Genomic DNA, 17,354 nt, shown 5'->3' with positions numbered 1-17,354 from the left:
CGCGCGCGACGCGGCTCGCGCCCGTCGGCGCTCGAGGCGGCGGTAGTACTCCTCGAGGTTGCGGCGCAGCAGCCAGTAGCGCACCACCGCGATGATGAGCGCGACGATCGTCGTCGCGGCGAGCACGGGGAACTGCTCGGCGACCGGCACCGCGGAGGTGATCAGCGAGCTCTTCGAGAACGCCGACTGGTTGACCGTCGCGTTGTTGTTGATGATCAGCGACACCCCGAACGTCGCGAGCACGTAGACCAGCGGCAGGGCGCAGACGGTGAGGAACAGGCCGCGGCCCTCGACGAAGAGGGCCGCGAGGATCGCGGCGGCCACGAAGCACACCGAGTACGTCGCCCCCAGCTCCCCGGAGACGACGCTCACCGCCCCGCCGATCGCCAGGGCCAGCGCGGGAACGAGCACCCCCAGCCACGTGGGCAGGCCGACGGTCGCCACGTCGAGCGCGGTCCTGGGATTCGGTTTCGCGTCTGTCACGGTGGATATCCTAACCGGGAGGTGCCTCGCCGATCGCCCCCGCCCGCCCGGCGAGCCCCTAGTCGGCGGCGCGGTGGCGCGGCTCGCGGGGCCGCTCGGCGACCGGCTGGACCTCGCGGGGCTTTGCGCGGCTGCGCGCCGGGACGCCCATCTCCGCGAGCCGGCGGGCGGTGACCGTCACCCGCGACTCCATCGAGCCGAGGGTGCGGTTGTAGGCTTCCGCGGCGCGCGAGAGGTGCTGGCCGACCTCCCCGTAGTGCCGCGCGAGCACGTCGATGCGGTCGTAGAGCTCCCGGCCGAGGCGGTGGATCTCGCGGGCCTTCTCGGTGAAGTCCTCCTGCCGCCAGCCGAGTGCCACCGTGCGCAGCAGGGCGAACAGCGTCGTCGGCGTCGCGATGACCACCGAGCGCGCCATCGCCTCGTCTAAGAGCTCGGGGCGGGTGCGCAGCGCCGCGTCGAGGAACGGGTCGCCGGGCACGAAGAGCACGACGAACTCCGGGGTCGGGTCGAAGGCCTCGATATAGGGCCGGCGCGCCAGCTCGTCGACGTGGTTCTTCAGCTGGTGGGCGTGGCGTCGCAGCAGCGCCTCGTGCTCCTCCGGGTCGCGCGCGTCGAGCGCGTCGAGGTACGCCCCGAACGGCACCTTCGCGTCGACGACGATGCTGCGTCCCCCGGACAGGTGCACCACCATGTCCGGGCGCGCCGTCTTGCCGTCCGCGGTGCGGGTGGGCTGCGCGTCGAAGTCGCAGTGCTCCACCATGCCGCCGAGCTCCACGACCCGCTCGAGCTGCATCTCGCCCCACCGGCCGCGGATCTCCGGGGCGCGAAGCGCGCCCACCAGCTCGTCGGTGCGGTCCGTGAGCCGCATCGCCATGCGGTTGACCGACGTGAGCTGCCCCGAGAGCGAGGACAGCGACTCCGCGCGGCGCGTGTCCGCCTCGTGGACCCTTCGGGTGAGCTCGCGCAGCGCGTCGTGCAGCGGGCGCACCGCCTCGTCGACGCCGCGCGGCGCGGGCGGCTCGGCCCCCGGCGGCGTGCCTGGCTGGTCACCCACCGGGGCGGGCGAGCGGCGCCGGGCGAGGTACACCCCGAGCGCCGCGCCGGCCGCGAGGCCGAGAAGAAGGCCGAGGGCGAAGACGAGGGCGTGGCTCATAGCCAGCAACTGTGGCACAGGGCCCGGACGCGCGCCCTTAGTGGGCGCCGTCCACCCCGAGCGCGTGGGCGAGCCGCTCGCCGAACGAGTGCGGCTCGGGCGGCTCGTCGACGACCTCGTCCGGGGAGTCGATGTCCTCGGCCACCGGCGCCGCGGTCCGCGCCGCGCGCTCCTTCGCGCCGAGCTCCTCGGTGCGCCGGCCCGCCGCGAGCCCCGCGCGCGTCGCGAAGCGGATGTCGTCGACCGTCGCCTCCCCGGAGCGCAGCATCGCCACGTCGCGCACGTAGCGCGCCACGACCGCGATCGTCGCCGCCGCCGGCACTGCGAGGAACGCCCCGACGATCCCGAAGAGGCTGCCGCCCACCCCCACCGAGACGAGCACGATGACGGCGTGGAGGTGCATCGCGCGCGACTGCAGCGTGGGCTGCAGGACGTTGCTCTCGATCTGCTGCACCGCTACGACGAGCACGAGGGTCAACAGCGACGGCACGAAGCCCAGCGCGAAGAGCGCGATGATCACCGCGAGCGCGCCCGCCACGAGCGCGCCGACGATGGGGATGAAGCCCGCGAGGAACGTGATCACCGCGAGCACCGAGGCCATCGGCACCCCGATGATCGCCAACCCCAGCCCGATGAACACCGCGTCGACGAGCGAGACGACCGCCTGGGCGCGGATATAGCCCTTGACCGTGTTCCACCCCCGCATGGAGAGCTCCGTCGCGTGCCAGCCGTGCGAGCGGCCCAGCATGCCCCGCAGCCACGGCAGGAAGCGCCGCCCGTCCTTGAGGAAGAAGAACGTCACCACCACCGTGATGAACGCCGTGATCGCCAGGGTCGTGAGGTTCGTGACCGCGGTGAACACCCCGGTCGCGATGGTGCCCGCCTGGTCCTGCAGCCACGCGATCGCCTCGTTGAGGACCTCCTCGAGGTCGGTGGTGTCGATATCCAGCGGCGGGCCCTGCAGCCACAGCAAAAACTGCTGCACGCCGCTGACGATCTGCAGGTACATCGCCCGCGACTGGTTCGCGAGCTGCGGCACGATCCACGCGACGACGAGCGCGAGAAGAAGGAAGAAGCCCGCCATGGAGATCAGCGACGCGAGCGCGCCGGGCACCCCGCGGTGGCGCATCGCCTCCGTCGGGCCGGCGAGCACCGTGCAGAGGATGATCGCGATGACGATGGGGAACACCGCGGCCCACAGCAGGCCGATGACGACGATGAGGCCCGCGGCGAGCAGCCCCACGAGCAGCAGCCGGATGCTCAGGCGCGCGGCGTTCTTCAGACCCTCATCCATGACGACGGAGCGGTCGATGGCCGGCGGGCGGTCGGCGGCGGGCTGTTCGTCCGCGTCGGGCGGCGTCGCCGTCTCGTCCATGGGCGCTCCCTCGGTTCGGTGCGGTGAGGATTCTCCTTGGGCCCCGGCGCTGTGGGGACATGCTGAAGCATAGTTCGGCGGCGCGACCGGCGGGCGGGGGAGTCTATAGCCGGTTGCTAGCATGAGCCACCGTGAGCCTTACACTTGGAATCGTTGGACTGCCCAACGTGGGCAAGTCGACGCTGTTTAACGCCCTGACCCGCAACGACGCTCTCGCCGCGAACTACCCGTTCGCGACGATCGAGCCGAACGTCGGTCTCGTGCCGCTGCCGGACCCGCGGCTCGACAAGCTCACCGAGATGTTCCACTCGGAGAAGACCGTGCCGGCCACCGTGTCCTTCGTTGACATCGCGGGCATCGTCAAGGGCGCCTCCGAGGGCGAGGGGATGGGCAACGCCTTCCTCGCCAACATCCGCGAGGCCGACGCCATCTGCCAGGTGGTGCGCGCCTTCGACGACGACAACGTCGTCCACGTCGACGGGGCGGTCAACCCGACGAGCGACATCTCCACCATCGAGACCGAGCTCATCCTCGCGGACCTCCAGACCGTGGAGAAGGCCCTGCCCCGCCTCGAGAAGGAGGCGAAGAAGGACAAGGAGAAGGCCGCCGAGGTCGAGGCCGCGAAGGCCGCGCAGGCGATCCTCGAGGACGGCCGCACCCTCTCCGGCGCCGCGAAGCGCGGGGAGATCGACTTGGACGGCGTCGCGGAGCTCCACCTCATGACCGCGAAGCCGTTCCTCTACGTCTTCAACTCCGACGAGGGCGTGCTCGGCGACGAGGACCGCAAGGCGCAGCTCCGCGAGCTCGTCGCGCCGGCCGACGCGGTGTTCCTCGACGCGAAGACCGAGGCGGAGCTCCAGGAGCTCGACCCCGAGGAGGCCGCAGACCTGCTCGCCACGGTCGGCCAGGACGAGCCGGGGCTCGCGACGCTAGCTAGGGCAGGCTTCCAGACCCTCGGCCTGCAGACCTACCTCACCGCCGGCGAGAAGGAGTCGCGCGCCTGGACGATCCCGCAGGGCGCGACCGCCCCGCAGGCCGCCGGCGTCATCCACTCGGACTTCGAGAAGGGCTTCATCAAGGCCGAGATCGTCTCCTACGACGATCTCGTCGCGGCCGGCTCCATGGCCAACGCGAAGGCCGAGGGCAAGGTCCGCCAGGAGGGCAAGGACTATGTCATGCAGGACGGCGACATCGTCGACTTCAAGTTCAACGTCTAGCCCGTTGAACTAACCGGGGCCGGTCGCGCGCAGGGCGCGGCCGGCCCCGACGCGTCCCTGCGCAACCGGTGAGCGGCGCCGCGCCGCCCGCGGCGGCCCGTAGGATGGATGGCGATGGACATTCTTTCCCAGGCCGGCCTCGATTCGTGGCCGGCAAAGAACGTCAGCGCCGCGCTCGTGGCCGGCGCCGCGACCGAGACCCTCGGCGATGAGGACGCGGAGTTTCGCCTCGCGAGCGTGACGAAGCTATTTTCCGCCTACGGGGTGCTCCTCGCGATCGAGGAGGGCGCCTTCGAGCTCGACGAGGAGCTCGACGAGCGGGGCACCACGCCGCGCCACCTGCTCGCCCACGCGTCGGGTATGGCCTTTGACTCGCGCGAGTGGCAAAAGCAGTTGGGGGAGCGCCGGATCTACTCGTCCGCCGGCTTCGAGGCGCTCGCCGGGCTCGTCGAGGAGCGCAGCGAGATCGCCTTTTCCGATTACCTCGCCGAGGGCGTCTTCGGGCCGCTCGGGATGGGTAGCACGAGGCTCGAGGGCCCCGCCGGGCATGGGGGCGTCTCCACGGCGGGGGACCTCGCCCGCTTTCTTAGGGAGCTCGCAGAGCCGAGGCTCCTCGCGCAGGAGACCCTCCGGGAGGCCTTCGCCCCGCAGTACCCCGAGCTCGCAGGTGTCGTGCCCGGCTACGGGCGCTTCAACCCCTGCCCGTGGGGCCTCGGCTTCGAGATCAAGGGCGAGAAGTCCCAGCACTGGATGGGCGACCGGGTGCCCGGCGACGCCGTCGGCCACTTCGGGGTCTCCGGCACGCTGCTGTGGCACGTGCCCGCCTGGTCGGGCGATAAGGACCTCGCCGGCTGCGGGCTCGTGGTGCTCACCGACCGGGACTTCGGTGACTGGGCGAAGCCGCTGTGGCAGAACGCCTCCACCGATGTCGCGGAGCGCCTCGCCGGGCGCTAGCTCGCGCCGAGCTCCCGGGTGACCGCCCAGTAGTTCTCGATCGCCTCGTCGATCTGGGAGAGCTCCACCCTCTCGTCGACGCGGTGCATCTGGTCCGTGCCGCCCGGCCCCCACACGACGATCGGTGCCTCGCCGAGGATCCGCTGGAGCATCGCCGCGTCCGTCGCGCCGCTCATCGCGGACCCGGTGGGGAAGCGCTCGAGCACAGCCGGCGCGGGGCGCCGCTCGAGCGGCGGGATGTCGAGCAGCTGCACCACCTCGAGGCGCTCGTCGAGGCCCCGCAGCCACGCGAGCGCCGGGCCGCTGCCCGCGGCGGTGCGCACGTCCAAGGTGGCCACCGCCCGGTCGGGCACGATATTGGGCACGCTGCCGCCGCGGATCACCCCGAGGTTGATGGTGTCCTCCCCGAGGTAGTCGTCGTGGCCCGCGGGGAACTCGTGGAGCCGCGAGATGAGCCCCTCGGACAGGGCGGCGATGGCGTTCTCGCCCTCGTGGGGCTGCGAGCCGTGCGCGGCGCGGCCGCGGGCGTGCACCTCGATCCAGGAGACGCCCGGGTGGCCGTAGCAGACGTGGTTGGCGGTCGGCTCGCCGATGACCGCGAGGGAGACCGGCAGGCTGCCGAGCTCCGTGGCGGCGGCGTCCGCGCCCTTGAGACCGATCTCCTCGTCCGAGGTGAGCAGCGCGGCGGCGGGCAGGCCCTTATCGGCCGCGCGGCGTAGCGCCACGAGCGAGGCCATGAGTCCGGCCTTCATGTCCACGCTGCCGCGGCCATGCAGCCGGCCGTCGGTGATGAGCGCGTCGCGCGGCGGGCTCGACCAGTCGGACTCTTCGCCGACGGGGACGGTGTCGATGTGGCTGGCGAAGAGCACCGGGTCGCCGGGTGCGGTGGTGCGCACGAGCGTCCACGGGTAGGTACGGTCCGAGCTCGTCACCTCGAGCTCGCGCCCGCCGGAGCGGAGAAACTCCACGCAGGCGTCCTGGGCCTCCCGCTGGGCGGCCAGCGCCCCGGAGGTCGTGTCCCGCCCGATGAGCGAGACGAAAAACTCGAGCTCCTCGTCGTTCATGCGAAAACCGCCCCTTCGATCCTCGTCGCCGCCGCGTGGGCGTGGCGGGGACCCTCCCCGCCGTGGGTCTCCTATAGTCTACGAAGCCGCCCGCGCAGCCCCGTCACGGCGAGCGCGCGGGCCAAGGATCGCGCCCCTGGGAACATCCCTCAACCTCTACTTGATGGTGAGCAATCGGGGGTGAAAGTCCAGGTTGAGGGTTGAGGTCCGCCGGCGGGCTCGGCGACGATCGGTATCACGCGTTGGTTGAAAGTTATGCGCCGTCGTGGGCGCATCCTTTCCTTCTCAAGCAGGCACGGGTTCGTAGGGGAAGACGACACTCGTCTTGCGCGGCGCCGGCCCCGGTGTTCTTAGCTGAGGGCGGCGTCGCGTCCGCCGGCTGATGAATGAGGTTGAGACGCGAGATGACCACGACGTTCCCGGCGCCCGCCGAGGAGGCCTCGGCCGGCGCCGCCATCTTTTCCGTGCTGGAGGTCTCCGGCATGCCGAGGCGCTACCGCCCCGCCATCGAGGCCGCGCTCGTCGAGGAGCTCGACGAGGGCAGCCAGTGGTGGGTGCCGGGCGCCGACCCGCTGCGCGCGCACTGGTGCATCCAGTGGCGCCGCGAGAACGACGGCACGAAGTGCTGCCGCGAGACGCTGCGCGCCGCGCCCGAGGAGCTCGAGGCGCTCGACCGCAGGGTGCGCGCCGCCGCGCGCGAGGGCGGGTTTTCAGCCCGCGTGAGCGATATCGACGAGGCGGACTACGCCGACTGGTCGGCGCTGTCGGCCTGAGCGGCCTCGAGGTGCTCGAGCAGCTTGCCGACCGTGCCGAGCCGGCGCACCTGCTCCCCGCTGAGGCGCACCCCGAACTCCTGCTCGGCACGCGCGGTGAGCTCGACGAGCGCGAGGAAAGGGATCGGCGAGGTGCCGTCGAGCGCGGTGTCGCGGTCGACGGCGTCCGCGTCGGCCTCGGGGGAGAGCTCGACGATGCGCAGCAGCCTGGCGAGCTGCGGGTCCGAGGCCTCCACCGCGGCCGCGGCGGAGTGGCGCGCGCTATCGCCTGAGTCCTCGCTCGTGTAGGCCTCGCCGGCGGAGTCCCCGTCCTTCGGCGCGGCTTCTGCGTCGGCGTCGTCGGGGACGGTCGTGTTGAACTTCGCGGCCAGCTGCTCGGCGAGATCACCCATGCCCGCCATGCTAGCCGGCCGGAAAGACGAGAAGCGGGGCCCTCCCGGGGAAGGATCCGGGAGGGCCCCGCCGAATCACCGCCTAAGGCGGCCGCGGGCCGAAGGGGGCGGGAAAGCGCGTCCCGCCCCCCGAGACGGCGGCTCTTAGGCCTTGGTCGGGTCGTCGAGGTCGAAGCGCTTCGCGGCCTCGCGGGCGACGTCGAGGTCGATCTTCCCCTCGCGGGCGAGCCCGATGAGCACCGCCACGACGACGGACTCGGCGTCGGTGTTGAAGTAGCGCCTGGCCGCGGGCCGGGTGTCGGAGAACCCGAAGCCGTCCGTGCCGAGCGTGAGGTAGCGCCCAGGCACGACCGAGCGGATCGACTCGGGCAGGCCCGAGTCGAAGTCGGAGACCGCGACGTAGGGCCCCGGCGCCTTCTTCAGCTGGGTGGTGGCGAAGGCCTCCTTCTCCTCGTCGGCGGGGTCGAGCAGGTCCGCGTCGACGATGGTGCGCGCGTCGCGGGCGAGCTCCACCCACGACGTCACGGAGAAGATCGAGGCGGCGACGTCGAAGTCCTCGGCGAGGATCTTCTGGGCCTTTAAGGCCGCCTGCATCCCGATGCCGGAGGCGAGGATCGACGCCTCGTGCTCGCCGCCCTCGGCGCGGTCGTAGAGGTAGATGCCCCGGTGGAGGCCCTCGACGTCGAGGTCCTCCGGCTCGGCGGGCTGGAGGGTCGGCTCGTTGTAGACCGTGAGGTAGTAGATGACGTCCTCGCCGCGGCCCTCGCCGTACATCCGGTCGATGCCCTCGCGCACGAGGTGCGCGACCTCGTAGGCGAACGCCGGGTCGTAGGCCACGACCGCCGGGTTGGTGGACGCGAGGATCTGCGAGTGGCCGTCCATGTGCTGGAGGCCCTCGCCGGTGAGCGTCGTGCGGCCCGCGGTCGCGCCGATGAGGAAGCCGCGCGCCATCTGGTCGGCGGCCGCCCAGATCGAGTCGCCGGTGCGCTGGAAGCCGAACATCGAGTAGAAGATGTACAGCGGGATCATCGCCACGCCCTCGGTGGCGTACGCGGTGCCGGCGGCGATGAACGAGCCCATCGAGCCCGCCTCGGAGATGCCCTCGTGGAGGATCTGGCCGTCCTTCGCCTCCCGGTAGGAGAGCATGAGGTCGTGGTCGACCGGCACGTAGTTCTGCCCGTGCGGGTTGTAGATCTTTAAGGTCGGGAACCACGAGTCCATCCCGAAGGTGCGCGCCTCGTCGGGGATGATGGGCACGAGCCGCTCGCGGAGCGTGTCGTCGCGCATGAGCTCCTTGAACGCGCGCACCAACGCCATGGTCGTGGCGACCGGCTGCTTCTTCGAGCCCTTACGCACCGTGCGCAGCGACTTGATGTCCGGCACGGCGATCGGCTCGTACGACTCGCGCCGCTCGGGCAGCGACCCGCCGAGCTCCTCGCGGCGCTTCTTCATGTAGCGGATCTCCTCGGCGTCCTCGCCCGGGTGGTAGTAGGGCGGCTTCGCCGGGTCCTTTTCGAGGTCCTCGTCGCTGAAGGGGATCTCCTGCTTCGTGCGGAAGAGCTTGAGGTCGTCGAGGTCGAGCTTCTTCATCTGGTGGGTCGCGTTGCGGCCCTCGAAGTTGTGGCCGAGCCCGTAGCCCTTGACGGTGAAGGCGAGGATGACGGTCGGCTGGTCCTTCGTCTCCAGCGCGCGCTTGTAGGCGGCATAGACCTTGCGGTAGTCGTGCCCGCCGCGGCGCAGCGCCCAGATCTCGTCGTCGGACATGTCCTCGACGAGCTTCAAGGTGCGCTCGTCGCGGCCGAAGAAGTGCTCGCGGACGTAGGCGCCGTCGTTGGCCTTGAAGGTCTGGTAGTCGCCGTCCGGGGTGGTGTTCATCAGGTGGACGAGCGCGCCCTCCTTGTCCTTCTCGAACAGGCGGTCCCACTCGCGGCCCCAGATGACCTTGATGACGTTCCAGCCCGCGCCGCGGAAGAACGACTCGAGCTCCTGGACGATCTGGGTGTTGCCGCGCACCGGCCCGTCGAGGCGCTGGAGGTTGCAGTTGATGACGAACGTGAGGTTGTCGAGGTTGTTCACCGCCGCCTGCTGGAGCAGCCCGCGGGCCTCCGGCTCGTCCATCTCGCCGTCGCCGAGGAACGCCCACACGTGCTGCTGCGAGGTGTCCTTGATCCCCCGGTTGTGGAGGTAGCGGTTGAACTTCGCCTGGTAGATCGCGTTCATCGGCCCCAGCCCCATGGAGACCGTCGGGAACTCCCAGAAGTCGGGCTTGCCGTGCGGGTGGGGGTAGGAGGGCAGCCCCCCGCCCGGGTGGGAGGCCTCCTGGCGGAAGCCGTCGAGGTCGTCCTCGCTCAAGCGCCCCTCGAGGAACGCGCGGGCGTACATGCCCGGGGAGGCGTGCCCCTGGAAGAACACCTGGTCCCCGCCGCCCGGGTGGTCGTGGCCGCGGAAGAAGTGGTTGAAGCCCACCTCGTAGAGCGGCGCGGCGCTCGCGTAGGTGGAGATGTGGCCGCCTACGCCGATGCCCTCGCGCTGCGCGCGGTGCACCATGACCGCCGAGTTCCAGCGGATCCAGCGCCGGTAGCGCTTCTCGATCTTCTCGTCGCCGGGGAACTCCGGCTCGGACGAGGTGGGGATCGTGTTGACGAAGTCGGTGGAGAGCAGCGGTGGCAGCTCCACCCGGTTCGCCGACGCGCGCTCCAGCATCCGCAGCATGAGGTAGCGAGCGCGATCCCGGTCGGCGCTCTCGAGGAGGCCGTCCAGGGAGTCCATCCACTCCTGGGTCTCCTCCGGGTCCGTGTCGTGGAGATACGAGGCCACGCCGTCCCGGATCAGGGCGTAGTTGGTGTCGTCCGGGGAGTTGGTCTGGCGAGAATCGTCAGCCATGAATCGCCTCCTCAAAGGGTGTCGGGTCCGTCGGCCGCGCGGGCGCGCGGCGGCGAGCGAGACGACCTCCCCTCAGGGATCGGCGCTCGCCCCGCCAAGCTGACCTTCGAGTCTAGTTCCCCGCGCGCCCGGGTGTGGGTGGGCGCCCGCGCGCGGGAGCGGTGGCCGGCGCCACGCGGCCGATCGGCTAAGCTACCTCGTGACGATGCTATCGCCGCGCCCCGGGCGGCGGGGCCCGCGGCGAGCCGCGGCGGGCCGCCACAACCCCGGGGCGGGGGTGAACCGCGACGACACTTTGAGGCGAAGGAGGATCATCACAGTGGTGGACGCTCCGGGCGCGAACAACGAGGGCGCCCAGGACTTTGTCCGGCTGCTCGGCATCGAGGAGGGCCAGCTCGTCCAAGAGCTCGGCTGGGACGAGGACGCCGACAGCTCGATCTCGGAGGCGATCGAGGACTTCCTCGGCGAGGAATTGCTCGAGGACGGCACCGACGAGATCTGTGATGCGGTCCTGCTGTGGTGGCGCGAGGACGACGGCGACCTCGTCGACGGGCTCGTCGACGCGACCCGCGCGCTCGCCGAGGACGGCCGGGTGTGGCTGCTCACCCCCGGCGCGGAGAAGCCCGGCACCGTCGAGCCCGGCATCATCGCGGAGTCCGCGCAGCTCGCGGGGCTCGTGCAGACCAAGGCGGAGCGCCTGGGCGACTGGCAGGGCTCCTGCCTCGTGCAGCGCGGCGTGGCCCGCAAGTAGCCCCCGCGCCCCGCCGCGGCGCCCGGAGTTGTTCCGGTAGGCCGCGGCGCCGTTTCTCGGCGCTCCTAGCTCAGCTGGAAGAGCAACTGGTTTACACCCAGTAGGTCGGCGGTTCGAGCCCGCCGGAGCGCACCACAACGCCCCGCCGCCAGCGGGAACACCCCTTTAGCCGGCGGCGGGGCGCCCTTTTGTCTTCTGCTCCCCGCGCCTCGCCCGGCTCCCGCGGCACGTGCGGCCCGCGCCGCGACCGCGCGCCGGGGCCGGCCCGGGCCGCTAGCATGAGCACAACGGGACCGGCGGCGCCCCTCCGCGCCGCGCGATCGATCGAAGGGGCCGGCCGATGCGCAACCGCGGGCACTACTACGCAGGCGCGCTCCTCGTGCTGCTCGCCCTCGGGCACTTCGCCCTGGGCTTTAGGGTCACCGCCGGGGCGCTCGCGGTGCTGGGCGCGGGCCTTCTCACCTACGTCATCTGGACCCAGGCCGAGGGCCGCTACTACGACGGGCGCCACGCCCGCGCCAACCGATGGGTCGACACCGCGAGCGTGTGGATCGGGGCGCTCACGGTGGCGGTGTTCGGCAACTGGGCCGGGCTTATTCTTCTGTGCTGCTCGGTGGGGGCGGTCGCGCTGTGGGAGCGCCTGCCCCGCGGCCCCGAGCCCGACGCCGAACCCAGTTGACCGGCGGAACCGCCCCGGGCGGGGCCGGGCTGTTTAGAAGCGGTCTTCCTCGCGGCGGGCGCGGCGGCCCTCCGCGGCGAGCGCCCCGCCGCGCGCGGCGCCGTAGCGCTCCTCGAGGGTGTCGCGGGACCCGCCGGCGTCCGCGGCCGCGAGCTCGTCGTCCTCCCAGGGCTTGGGGGCGCGGCGCCTGCCCAGCGCCCCGCCGAGCCGCCCGCCGCGCCCGGTCCGCTCGCCGTCGGGGCCGCCGGCGGCCTCGTCGAGCTCGCGGCCCTCGTTCTTCACGCGGCGGCGCTCGCGGATCTCCGCGTAGGCGAGGTAGCCGAGCCCCAGGGGCGCCATGATCCCGAAGGCGATCCACTGGAAGCCGTAGGAGAGGTGCGAGCCCCGGTCGAGCTGCGGGATGGGCACGGGGTTGAGGGCGGCGGGCTGCTCCTCGCTGAGCTGCACGTAGTCGTCTGCGAGCTCGAGGCCGGTGGCCTCGGCGATCTGGCCGGTGTTGATGCCGGTGACCTCGACGGAGCCGGCGGTCTTCTCGCCGACGCGGGCGGGGGTCTCGGGCCGGGGCTCGTTCTTCCGCGCGACGGCGAGGAGCTCCGTGCGGCCGGTCGGCGCGGGCTCGATGGAGGGGATGTCCGAGCCCGCGGTGGGCAGGTAGCCGCGGTTGACGAGGATGGTCTCCCCGCCGTCGAGCTCGAAGGGGGTGAGCGCCTGGATCGCGGGGTTGCCGTTGACCGGCCGGAGCCGCAGCACGGCTTCGTCCTCGGGGAGGAAGGAGCCCGATAGCGTCACGCGGCGCCACTCGTCGTCGGCGTCGAAGCCCCCGCCGTCGAGCAGCTCGGAGATGGGCACCGGGTCGGTCTCGGAGGCGGCCTCGATGCGGGCGTTGCGCTCGACGATCTGGTCGTTCTTTCCGAGCTGCCAGGGCGCGAGCACGCTGAGCGCCAGCGCGGAGAAGCCCACCACCAAAACGAGCGAGACGACCCACTTGGGCGTGAGGAACTGCCGCCAGCCCCGCGGCTGGCGACGCGCCCCGTAGCGGGCCTCGGTGCTCGTGCTCACGGCCCCAAGTCTAGCGGCGGGGGCAAAAAGCCCTCCCGGGCGCGAGGCGGCTGGTTGTCCGCCGCGCGGCCGGGAGGGAGGGAGCGTCAGGCGCGCTCGCGGACCCAGTCGAGAAGGCCGGGCAGCGCCGCCTCGATGAGCTCGAAGGCGTACTCGAAGCCGTCCTGCCCGCCGGGGTAGGGGTCGGGCACCCCGGCGTCCTCCGGGGCGTCGGGGTCGAAGCTGCGCAGGAGGCGCATCTTTTCCTCCGGGGCGCCGAACGCCGCGATCGCGGTGGAGCGGTGCCCCGAGTCGAGGCACACGACGAGGTCGGCGCGGTCCTCGACGCCCGAGTACGGCCGGGAGACCAGCCCCTCGGCCGGCACGCCGTGCCGCTTCAAGGTCGCGACGGTGCGCGGGTCGGCGTCCTCGCCCTCGTGGAAGTTGTGCGCCCCGCACGAGGTCACCTCGCAGGCGTCTCCCAGCCCCTCATCCTCGAGGGCCTGACGCAGCATCGCCTCGGCCATGGGGGAGCGGCAGATGTTGCCGGTGCACATGAAGCTCACGAGCAGGGGCTTCTCGCTCACGGTCGCGCGGTCCTTTCGTCCTCGGTGCTCATCGGCGCGGGCCCACAAGGCCCGCGGCCTGGGCCCAGTGTGGCACAGCGAGCCCGCCGCGGCGCGGCGGCGAAGGCCGGCGGGCGGGAGGGAGCCTGGTTCCGGGTGGCGGCGGCGTTGGGCACAATGGGGTCATGACCGACACCACTGCACGCCCCGCGACCGTCGGCTCGATCAGGGCCGCCCTCGACCGCGCCTACCCGCCGCGGCTTGCCGAGCCGTGGGACCGCGTCGGGCTCATCTGCGGCGACCCGGCCGCCGAGGTCGGGCGCGTGGCGTTCGCCCTCGACTGCACCCTCGAGGTCGCGCGCCGCGCCGTGGAGATCGGCGCCGACATGCTCGTCGTCCACCACCCCTTCCTCCTGCGCGGGGTGAACTCCGTGGCCGCAGACACCCCCAAGGGCGAGGTGCTCCACCGGCTCATCACCAACGGGGTGGCGCTGTTCGCGGCGCACACCAACGCCGACGCCGCGCGCCCCGGCGTCAATGACCGCCTCGCGGAGCTCGTGGGCATCACCCCCGGGCGGCCCATCGAGCCCGCCGAGCCCGCCGTCGCCGACCACTGGGGCGTGCACGTGCCCACCGACCCGCCCGGGGCCCTCGAGAAGGTCTCGGAGGCGCTGTTCGCCGCGGGCGCGGGGGAGATCGGCAACTACTCCCACTGCTCCTTCACCCTCGAGGGCACCGGCCAGTTCCGCCCCGAGGAGGGCGCCGACCCCGCCGAGGGCGAGGTGGGGGAGACGAGCCGGGGCCGGGAGCACCGCCTCGAGTTCGTCGCCCCGGCGCGGCTGCGCGGCCGGCTCGTCGCGGCGCTGAGGGCGGCGCACCCCTTCGAGGAGCCCGCCTTCGACATCGCGCCCATGCCCCCGGAGGCCCTCGAGGTTGACCTCTCTCAGGCCGAGGGCATCGGCCGGGTCGGGGAGCTGCCCGAGCCGATGCGCTTCGCGGACTTCGTCCAGCAGGTCGCCGACCGCCTGCCGGAGACCGCCTGGGGCGTGCGCGCCGCCGGCGACCCCGAGCTCCTCGTGAAGACCGTGGCGGTGTCCTCCGGGGCGGGCGACGGGTTCTTGGACAAGGTCCGCGCGCTCGGCGTGGACGCGTATATCACCTCGGACCTGCGCCACCACCCCGTCGACGAGCACCTGCGCGCCGGCGGGCCCGCCGTCATCGACACCGCCCACTGGGCCAGCGAGTTCCCCTGGACCTCCCAGGCCGCCGACGTCGTCGCCGCCGAGGGCGTCGACACCGAGATCATCGACATCCGCACCGACCCGTGGGCGCTCTCCGCGCACCCGCGGCGGCAGAACTAGACCGCACCGCAGCACGTCCAGAGGAAAGGAGGCCAACGAGACATGGCACGGCCAGACGACGCCGGCACCGCGCGGCTCGCGGAGCTCGACGAGGAGCTCTCAGGCCTCGTGCGGCGCCGCGCGCGCCTCGCGGCGGCCGCCGAGGCCGCCAGTCTCGCCGTCGAGGAGATGGACGAGGAGATCTTGCGCATCCAGTCCGACGAGCGGGAGCTGCGCGCCGCCGAGCGCGCCGCCCGCCGCCGCCTCAAGGAGGGCATCGACGACGAGAAGGAGCGCTCAGGCGTCGAGTACGAGCGCTACCTCGCGAAGTCGCGCATCGCGGACCTCATGAGCGAGCTCCAGGAGGGACACAACGAGATCCACGCGCTGCGCAACAACCTCGACCTGCGCCTCCAGGAGCTCGCGGAGCTCGACGAGGCCCACCCCGCCGCCGACGTCGAGCGCGCCCGCGAAGCGCAGCGCCACATCGACGCGCTCCCCGACGACGAGCGCCGCCGCTTCCTCGCCGGTCGCTAGCTGTAGTTGCCTGGGCAGCCCGCCACCCCCGCGCCCGCGTCCGCGCCGGGGAAGGGGCGCCCGGGGCCGTAGGATGGCCGCGAACCCGCCGCCCGCGCGCCGGCGCGAGCCGCCCGTTTCAACCACCGCCACCCACGTCACCAAGGAGGGGCCATGGCCCGGACTGTCATCCTGCAGGCCGACGGCGGCTCCCGGGGCAACCCGGGCATCGCCGGCTCGGGCTCGGTGATCTTCGCCGAGGACCACGAGACCGTCCTGCGCGAGCTGTCCTACGTCTTCGGCGAGAAGGTCACCAACAACGTCGCCGAGTACCAGGGACTCGTCAACGGGCTGAACGCCGCCCGGGAGCTCGGCGCGACGACGGTGAGGGTCTTCCTCGACTCGAAGCTCGTCGTCGAGCAGATGACCGGCCGCTGGCGCATTAAGCACGCCGACATGAAGCGCCTCGCGACGATCGCCAAGAAGCTCGGCGAGGAGATCGGCGAGGTCACCTACAAGTGGGTGCCGCGCGCGAAGAACGCCCGCGCCGACGAGCTCGCCAACCGGGCGATGGACGCCGCCGCGGCCGGCCACCCCGAGGGCTTCCTCGACGACGGCAACGCCGACGACGACGGCAACGCCGACGACGACGGCAACGCCGACGACGACGGCAACGCCGACGACGGCGGCAACGACGAGCCCGGCGACGCCGCGCCCGAGGGCGCCCCGGCCCCGGCGCCCGCCGGCGGCGGGGGCGATGAGAAGGGCAGCGGCGACGGCAACGGCCCGGAGCGCTGGTCCGCCCCCGGTGGCGGGCAGCTGCGCCTCGTGCTCGTGCGCCACGGGCAGACCAGGCTCAGCGCCGAGGGGCGCTTCTCCGGGCTCGGCGACCCGGAACTCACCGAGCTCGGCGCCGCGCAGGCCGCCCGCGCCGCCGCGGACGTGGCCGCCATCCCCGAGCTCGACGCCGCGGCCGTGCTCACCTCCCCGCTGAGCCGCGCCCGGCAGACCGCCGAGCCCGTCGCCCGCGCGCTCGGCCTCGAGCCGGTGGTCGAGGACCGCCTCATCGAGCTCGACTTCGGCGACTTCGAGGCGCTCACCGCCGCCGAGGCCGAGGCCCGCGACCCCGAGGCGTTCCGCGCCTGGCACGACGATCTCGCGCTCCCCGCGCCCGGCGGCGAGTCGCTCGAGGAGCTCTATAGGCGCGTCGCGGCGCTCAAAGACGACCTGCTCGAGCGGCACGAGGGCAAGACGCTTGTCGTGGTGAGCCACATGGCGCCGATCAAGTCGCTCATCCTCCAGGCCCTCGGCCTGCCGGTGGGGGCGATGTCGCGGATCTTCCTCGACCTCGGGGCGGTAACGACGCTGCGCTTCGGGCCCGGGACCGACGACGGGCTCGTGCGCACGGTCAACTCCGCCGGCCCGCCGCGCCTCTAGGGCTTCGCTGTCCAGCGCGATTAGCGGCGCCCGCGGCGGCGGGGCTAGATTGAGGACTCGCGAATGAGCCGGCCAGGCGGCCGCGGCCAGCGAACCCCCGGGCCCGAGCGGTCCCGGGAGGCGCTCGTCGAGGAAAGTCCGGACTCCGCTTGAGTGCACGGTGGTTGCTAACGGCAACCCGGGGCGACCCGCGGGCACAGTGCAACAGAAAGTAGACCGCCCGCCACCCCTCGGGGCGGCGGGTAAGGGTGAAAGGGTGCGGTAAGAGCGCACCGGCGGGTCACGCGAGTGGCCCGGCCAGGTAAACCCCACCGGGAGCAAGGCATCGCCGTGCGCCGCATCGCCGGCGCGCGGATGGTGGGCGCGACGAGGCTGCACGCCCAGGCTCACCGGTAGCCGCTTGAGGCGGTCAGCGATGGCCGACCCAGATGGATGGCCGCCCCCTCCCTTGGGGAGGGACAGAATCCGGCTTATCGGCCGGCTCATTCGCCCACGCTTGTTTTAAGAAGAACCGGCCCCGCGGGATGCGCCCGCGGGGCCGGAGTCGTATTGGCGGCCCCGGGCTAGGAGAGCTCCCCGTACACGCGCAGCGCGCCCACCCCGTCGAGGGAGAGACACTCCCAGCCCAGGTCCTCCAGCGCGGCGCGCGCGGTGGGGAGGCGGGCCTCGGGCGCGGCGACGACGAGCCCCCTCGAGCCGCCGGAGAGCGCTCGCCGCGCCGACAGCGCCCCCG

At 72.4% G+C, this 17,354-nt stretch carries 16 protein-coding genes, 1 tRNA gene and 1 other RNA gene; 10 read left to right on the top strand and 8 right to left on the bottom strand.

The window, feature by feature from the left end; translation table 11 throughout:
• The 3 genes from HMPREF9719_RS01655 to HMPREF9719_RS01645 all read right to left on the bottom strand — a co-directional run.
• On the bottom strand, positions 1-483 hold a 483-nt coding region (locus tag HMPREF9719_RS01655), incomplete at its 3' end, for a DUF6542 domain-containing protein (RefSeq protein WP_004600224.1).
• Positions 484-541: 58 nt separating this feature from the next.
• Positions 542-1,636, bottom strand: a complete 1,095-nt coding sequence (locus HMPREF9719_RS01650) for a DNA recombination protein RmuC (protein WP_004600223.1) — start codon at positions 1,634-1,636, stop codon at positions 542-544.
• Between the two features lie 37 nt (positions 1,637-1,673).
• The gene (locus HMPREF9719_RS01645) at positions 1,674-3,011 is read right to left on the bottom strand and encodes an AI-2E family transporter (protein ID WP_004600222.1); all 1,338 of its coding nucleotides are present in this window, start codon (positions 3,009-3,011) and stop codon (positions 1,674-1,676) included.
• A gap of 131 nt (positions 3,012-3,142) precedes the next feature.
• On the opposite strand from HMPREF9719_RS01645, the gene ychF reads away from it, so the two are divergent.
• Both ychF and HMPREF9719_RS01635 read left to right on the top strand, forming a co-directional pair.
• Positions 3,143-4,228: a redox-regulated ATPase YchF gene (gene ychF / locus HMPREF9719_RS01640; protein ID WP_004601776.1), complete on the top strand. Its 1,086-nt coding sequence runs from the start codon at positions 3,143-3,145 to the stop codon at positions 4,226-4,228.
• Positions 4,229-4,342: 114 nt separating this feature from the next.
• Positions 4,343-5,182 carry a serine hydrolase domain-containing protein gene (locus HMPREF9719_RS01635; RefSeq protein WP_004600220.1) on the top strand — a complete coding sequence of 280 codons (840 nt, stop codon included), beginning with the start codon at positions 4,343-4,345 and terminating at the stop codon, positions 5,180-5,182.
• Here HMPREF9719_RS01635 and HMPREF9719_RS01630 read toward each other — a convergent pair.
• Positions 5,179-6,246: a M20 family metallopeptidase gene (locus tag HMPREF9719_RS01630; RefSeq protein WP_004600219.1), complete on the bottom strand. Its 1,068-nt coding sequence runs from the start codon at positions 6,244-6,246 to the stop codon at positions 5,179-5,181. The genes HMPREF9719_RS01635 and HMPREF9719_RS01630 overlap by 4 nt on opposite strands.
• A gap of 404 nt (positions 6,247-6,650) precedes the next feature.
• Here HMPREF9719_RS01630 and HMPREF9719_RS01625 point away from each other — a divergent pair, with 404 nt between their 5' ends.
• Positions 6,651-7,019 (top strand): hypothetical protein, encoded by a 369-nt coding sequence (locus HMPREF9719_RS01625; protein ID WP_004600218.1) that lies wholly within the window; start codon positions 6,651-6,653, stop codon positions 7,017-7,019.
• On the opposite strand, the gene HMPREF9719_RS01620 is transcribed toward HMPREF9719_RS01625, so the two are convergent.
• Positions 6,989-7,411, bottom strand: a complete 423-nt coding sequence (locus HMPREF9719_RS01620) for an acyl carrier protein (RefSeq protein WP_237737866.1) — start codon at positions 7,409-7,411, stop codon at positions 6,989-6,991. The genes HMPREF9719_RS01625 and HMPREF9719_RS01620 overlap by 31 nt on opposite strands.
• Positions 7,412-7,555: 144 nt before the next feature.
• On the bottom strand, positions 7,556-10,294 hold the full coding sequence (aceE, locus tag HMPREF9719_RS01615; protein ID WP_004600216.1) for a pyruvate dehydrogenase (acetyl-transferring), homodimeric type: 2,739 nt from the start codon (positions 10,292-10,294) through the stop codon (positions 7,556-7,558).
• Positions 10,295-10,613: 319 nt separating this feature from the next.
• On the opposite strand from aceE, the gene HMPREF9719_RS01610 reads away from it, so the two are divergent.
• The 3 genes from HMPREF9719_RS01610 (at position 10,614) to HMPREF9719_RS01600 (ending at position 11,724) form a co-directional block, all read left to right on the top strand.
• Entirely contained in the window at positions 10,614-11,045 is a 432-nt protein-coding gene (locus tag HMPREF9719_RS01610; RefSeq protein WP_004600215.1) for a DUF3052 domain-containing protein, read from the top strand.
• Positions 11,046-11,104: 59 nt separating this feature from the next.
• A tRNA-Val gene (locus HMPREF9719_RS01605) sits at positions 11,105-11,180 on the top strand.
• 205 nt (positions 11,181-11,385) lie between these two features.
• The gene (locus HMPREF9719_RS01600) at positions 11,386-11,724 is read left to right on the top strand and encodes a hypothetical protein (protein WP_004600214.1); all 339 of its coding nucleotides are present in this window, start codon (positions 11,386-11,388) and stop codon (positions 11,722-11,724) included.
• Between the two features lie 33 nt (positions 11,725-11,757).
• Here the strand turns inward: HMPREF9719_RS01600 and HMPREF9719_RS01595 are convergent, their stop codons facing one another.
• Together HMPREF9719_RS01595 and HMPREF9719_RS01590 are read right to left on the bottom strand one after the other, a co-directional pair.
• Positions 11,758-12,783: an SURF1 family cytochrome oxidase biogenesis protein gene (locus HMPREF9719_RS01595; RefSeq protein WP_004600213.1), complete on the bottom strand. Its 1,026-nt coding sequence runs from the start codon at positions 12,781-12,783 to the stop codon at positions 11,758-11,760.
• 86 nt (positions 12,784-12,869) lie between these two features.
• Positions 12,870-13,349: a low molecular weight protein-tyrosine-phosphatase gene (locus tag HMPREF9719_RS01590; protein WP_004600212.1), complete on the bottom strand. Its 480-nt coding sequence runs from the start codon at positions 13,347-13,349 to the stop codon at positions 12,870-12,872.
• 164 nt (positions 13,350-13,513) lie between these two features.
• Between HMPREF9719_RS01590 and HMPREF9719_RS01585 the strand changes: the two genes are divergently transcribed.
• From HMPREF9719_RS01585 to rnpB, 4 genes are all read left to right on the top strand, one after another.
• Positions 13,514-14,689 carry a Nif3-like dinuclear metal center hexameric protein gene (locus tag HMPREF9719_RS01585; RefSeq protein ID WP_004600211.1) on the top strand — a complete coding sequence of 392 codons (1,176 nt, stop codon included), beginning with the start codon at positions 13,514-13,516 and terminating at the stop codon, positions 14,687-14,689.
• A 42-nt stretch (positions 14,690-14,731) separates the two neighbouring features.
• Entirely contained in the window at positions 14,732-15,205 is a 474-nt protein-coding gene (locus HMPREF9719_RS01580) for a hypothetical protein (RefSeq protein WP_004600210.1), read from the top strand.
• Positions 15,206-15,358: 153 nt separating this feature from the next.
• Positions 15,359-16,621 (top strand): bifunctional RNase H/acid phosphatase, encoded by a 1,263-nt coding sequence (locus HMPREF9719_RS01575; RefSeq protein ID WP_004600209.1) that lies wholly within the window; start codon positions 15,359-15,361, stop codon positions 16,619-16,621.
• 64 nt (positions 16,622-16,685) lie between these two features.
• Positions 16,686-17,110, top strand: an RNA gene (gene rnpB, locus HMPREF9719_RS09315) — RNase P RNA component class A.
• The last annotated feature ends 244 nt before the right edge of the window (positions 17,111-17,354 follow it).

The sequence above is a fragment of the Corynebacterium otitidis ATCC 51513 genome (genome assembly GCF_000296405.1).
Taxonomy (GTDB): domain Bacteria; phylum Actinomycetota; class Actinomycetes; order Mycobacteriales; family Mycobacteriaceae; genus Corynebacterium; species Corynebacterium otitidis.
The sequence above is the reverse complement of the archived record's forward strand: the minus strand, read 5'-3'. Positions and strand labels throughout refer to the sequence as shown.

Coding starts and splice junctions, on each gene's coding strand:
- HMPREF9719_RS01650 (WP_004600223.1), bottom strand. CDS start 1,636: ATGAGCCACGCCCTCGTCTTCGCCCTCGGCCTTCTTCTCGGCCTCGCG.
- HMPREF9719_RS01645 (WP_004600222.1), bottom strand. CDS start 3,011: ATGGACGAGACGGCGACGCCGCCCGACGCGGACGAACAGCCCGCCGCC.
- HMPREF9719_RS01635 (WP_004600220.1), top strand. CDS start 4,343: ATGGACATTCTTTCCCAGGCCGGCCTCGATTCGTGGCCGGCAAAGAAC.
- HMPREF9719_RS01630 (WP_004600219.1), bottom strand. CDS start 6,246: ATGAACGACGAGGAGCTCGAGTTTTTCGTCTCGCTCATCGGGCGGGAC.
- HMPREF9719_RS01625 (WP_004600218.1), top strand. CDS start 6,651: ATGACCACGACGTTCCCGGCGCCCGCCGAGGAGGCCTCGGCCGGCGCC.
- HMPREF9719_RS01620 (WP_237737866.1), bottom strand. CDS start 7,411: ATGGGTGATCTCGCCGAGCAGCTGGCCGCGAAGTTCAACACGACCGTC.
- aceE (WP_004600216.1), bottom strand. CDS start 10,294: ATGGCTGACGATTCTCGCCAGACCAACTCCCCGGACGACACCAACTAC.
- HMPREF9719_RS01600 (WP_004600214.1), top strand. CDS start 11,386: ATGCGCAACCGCGGGCACTACTACGCAGGCGCGCTCCTCGTGCTGCTC.
- HMPREF9719_RS01585 (WP_004600211.1), top strand. CDS start 13,514: ATGACCGACACCACTGCACGCCCCGCGACCGTCGGCTCGATCAGGGCC.
- HMPREF9719_RS01580 (WP_004600210.1), top strand. CDS start 14,732: ATGGCACGGCCAGACGACGCCGGCACCGCGCGGCTCGCGGAGCTCGAC.
- HMPREF9719_RS01575 (WP_004600209.1), top strand. CDS start 15,359: ATGGCCCGGACTGTCATCCTGCAGGCCGACGGCGGCTCCCGGGGCAAC.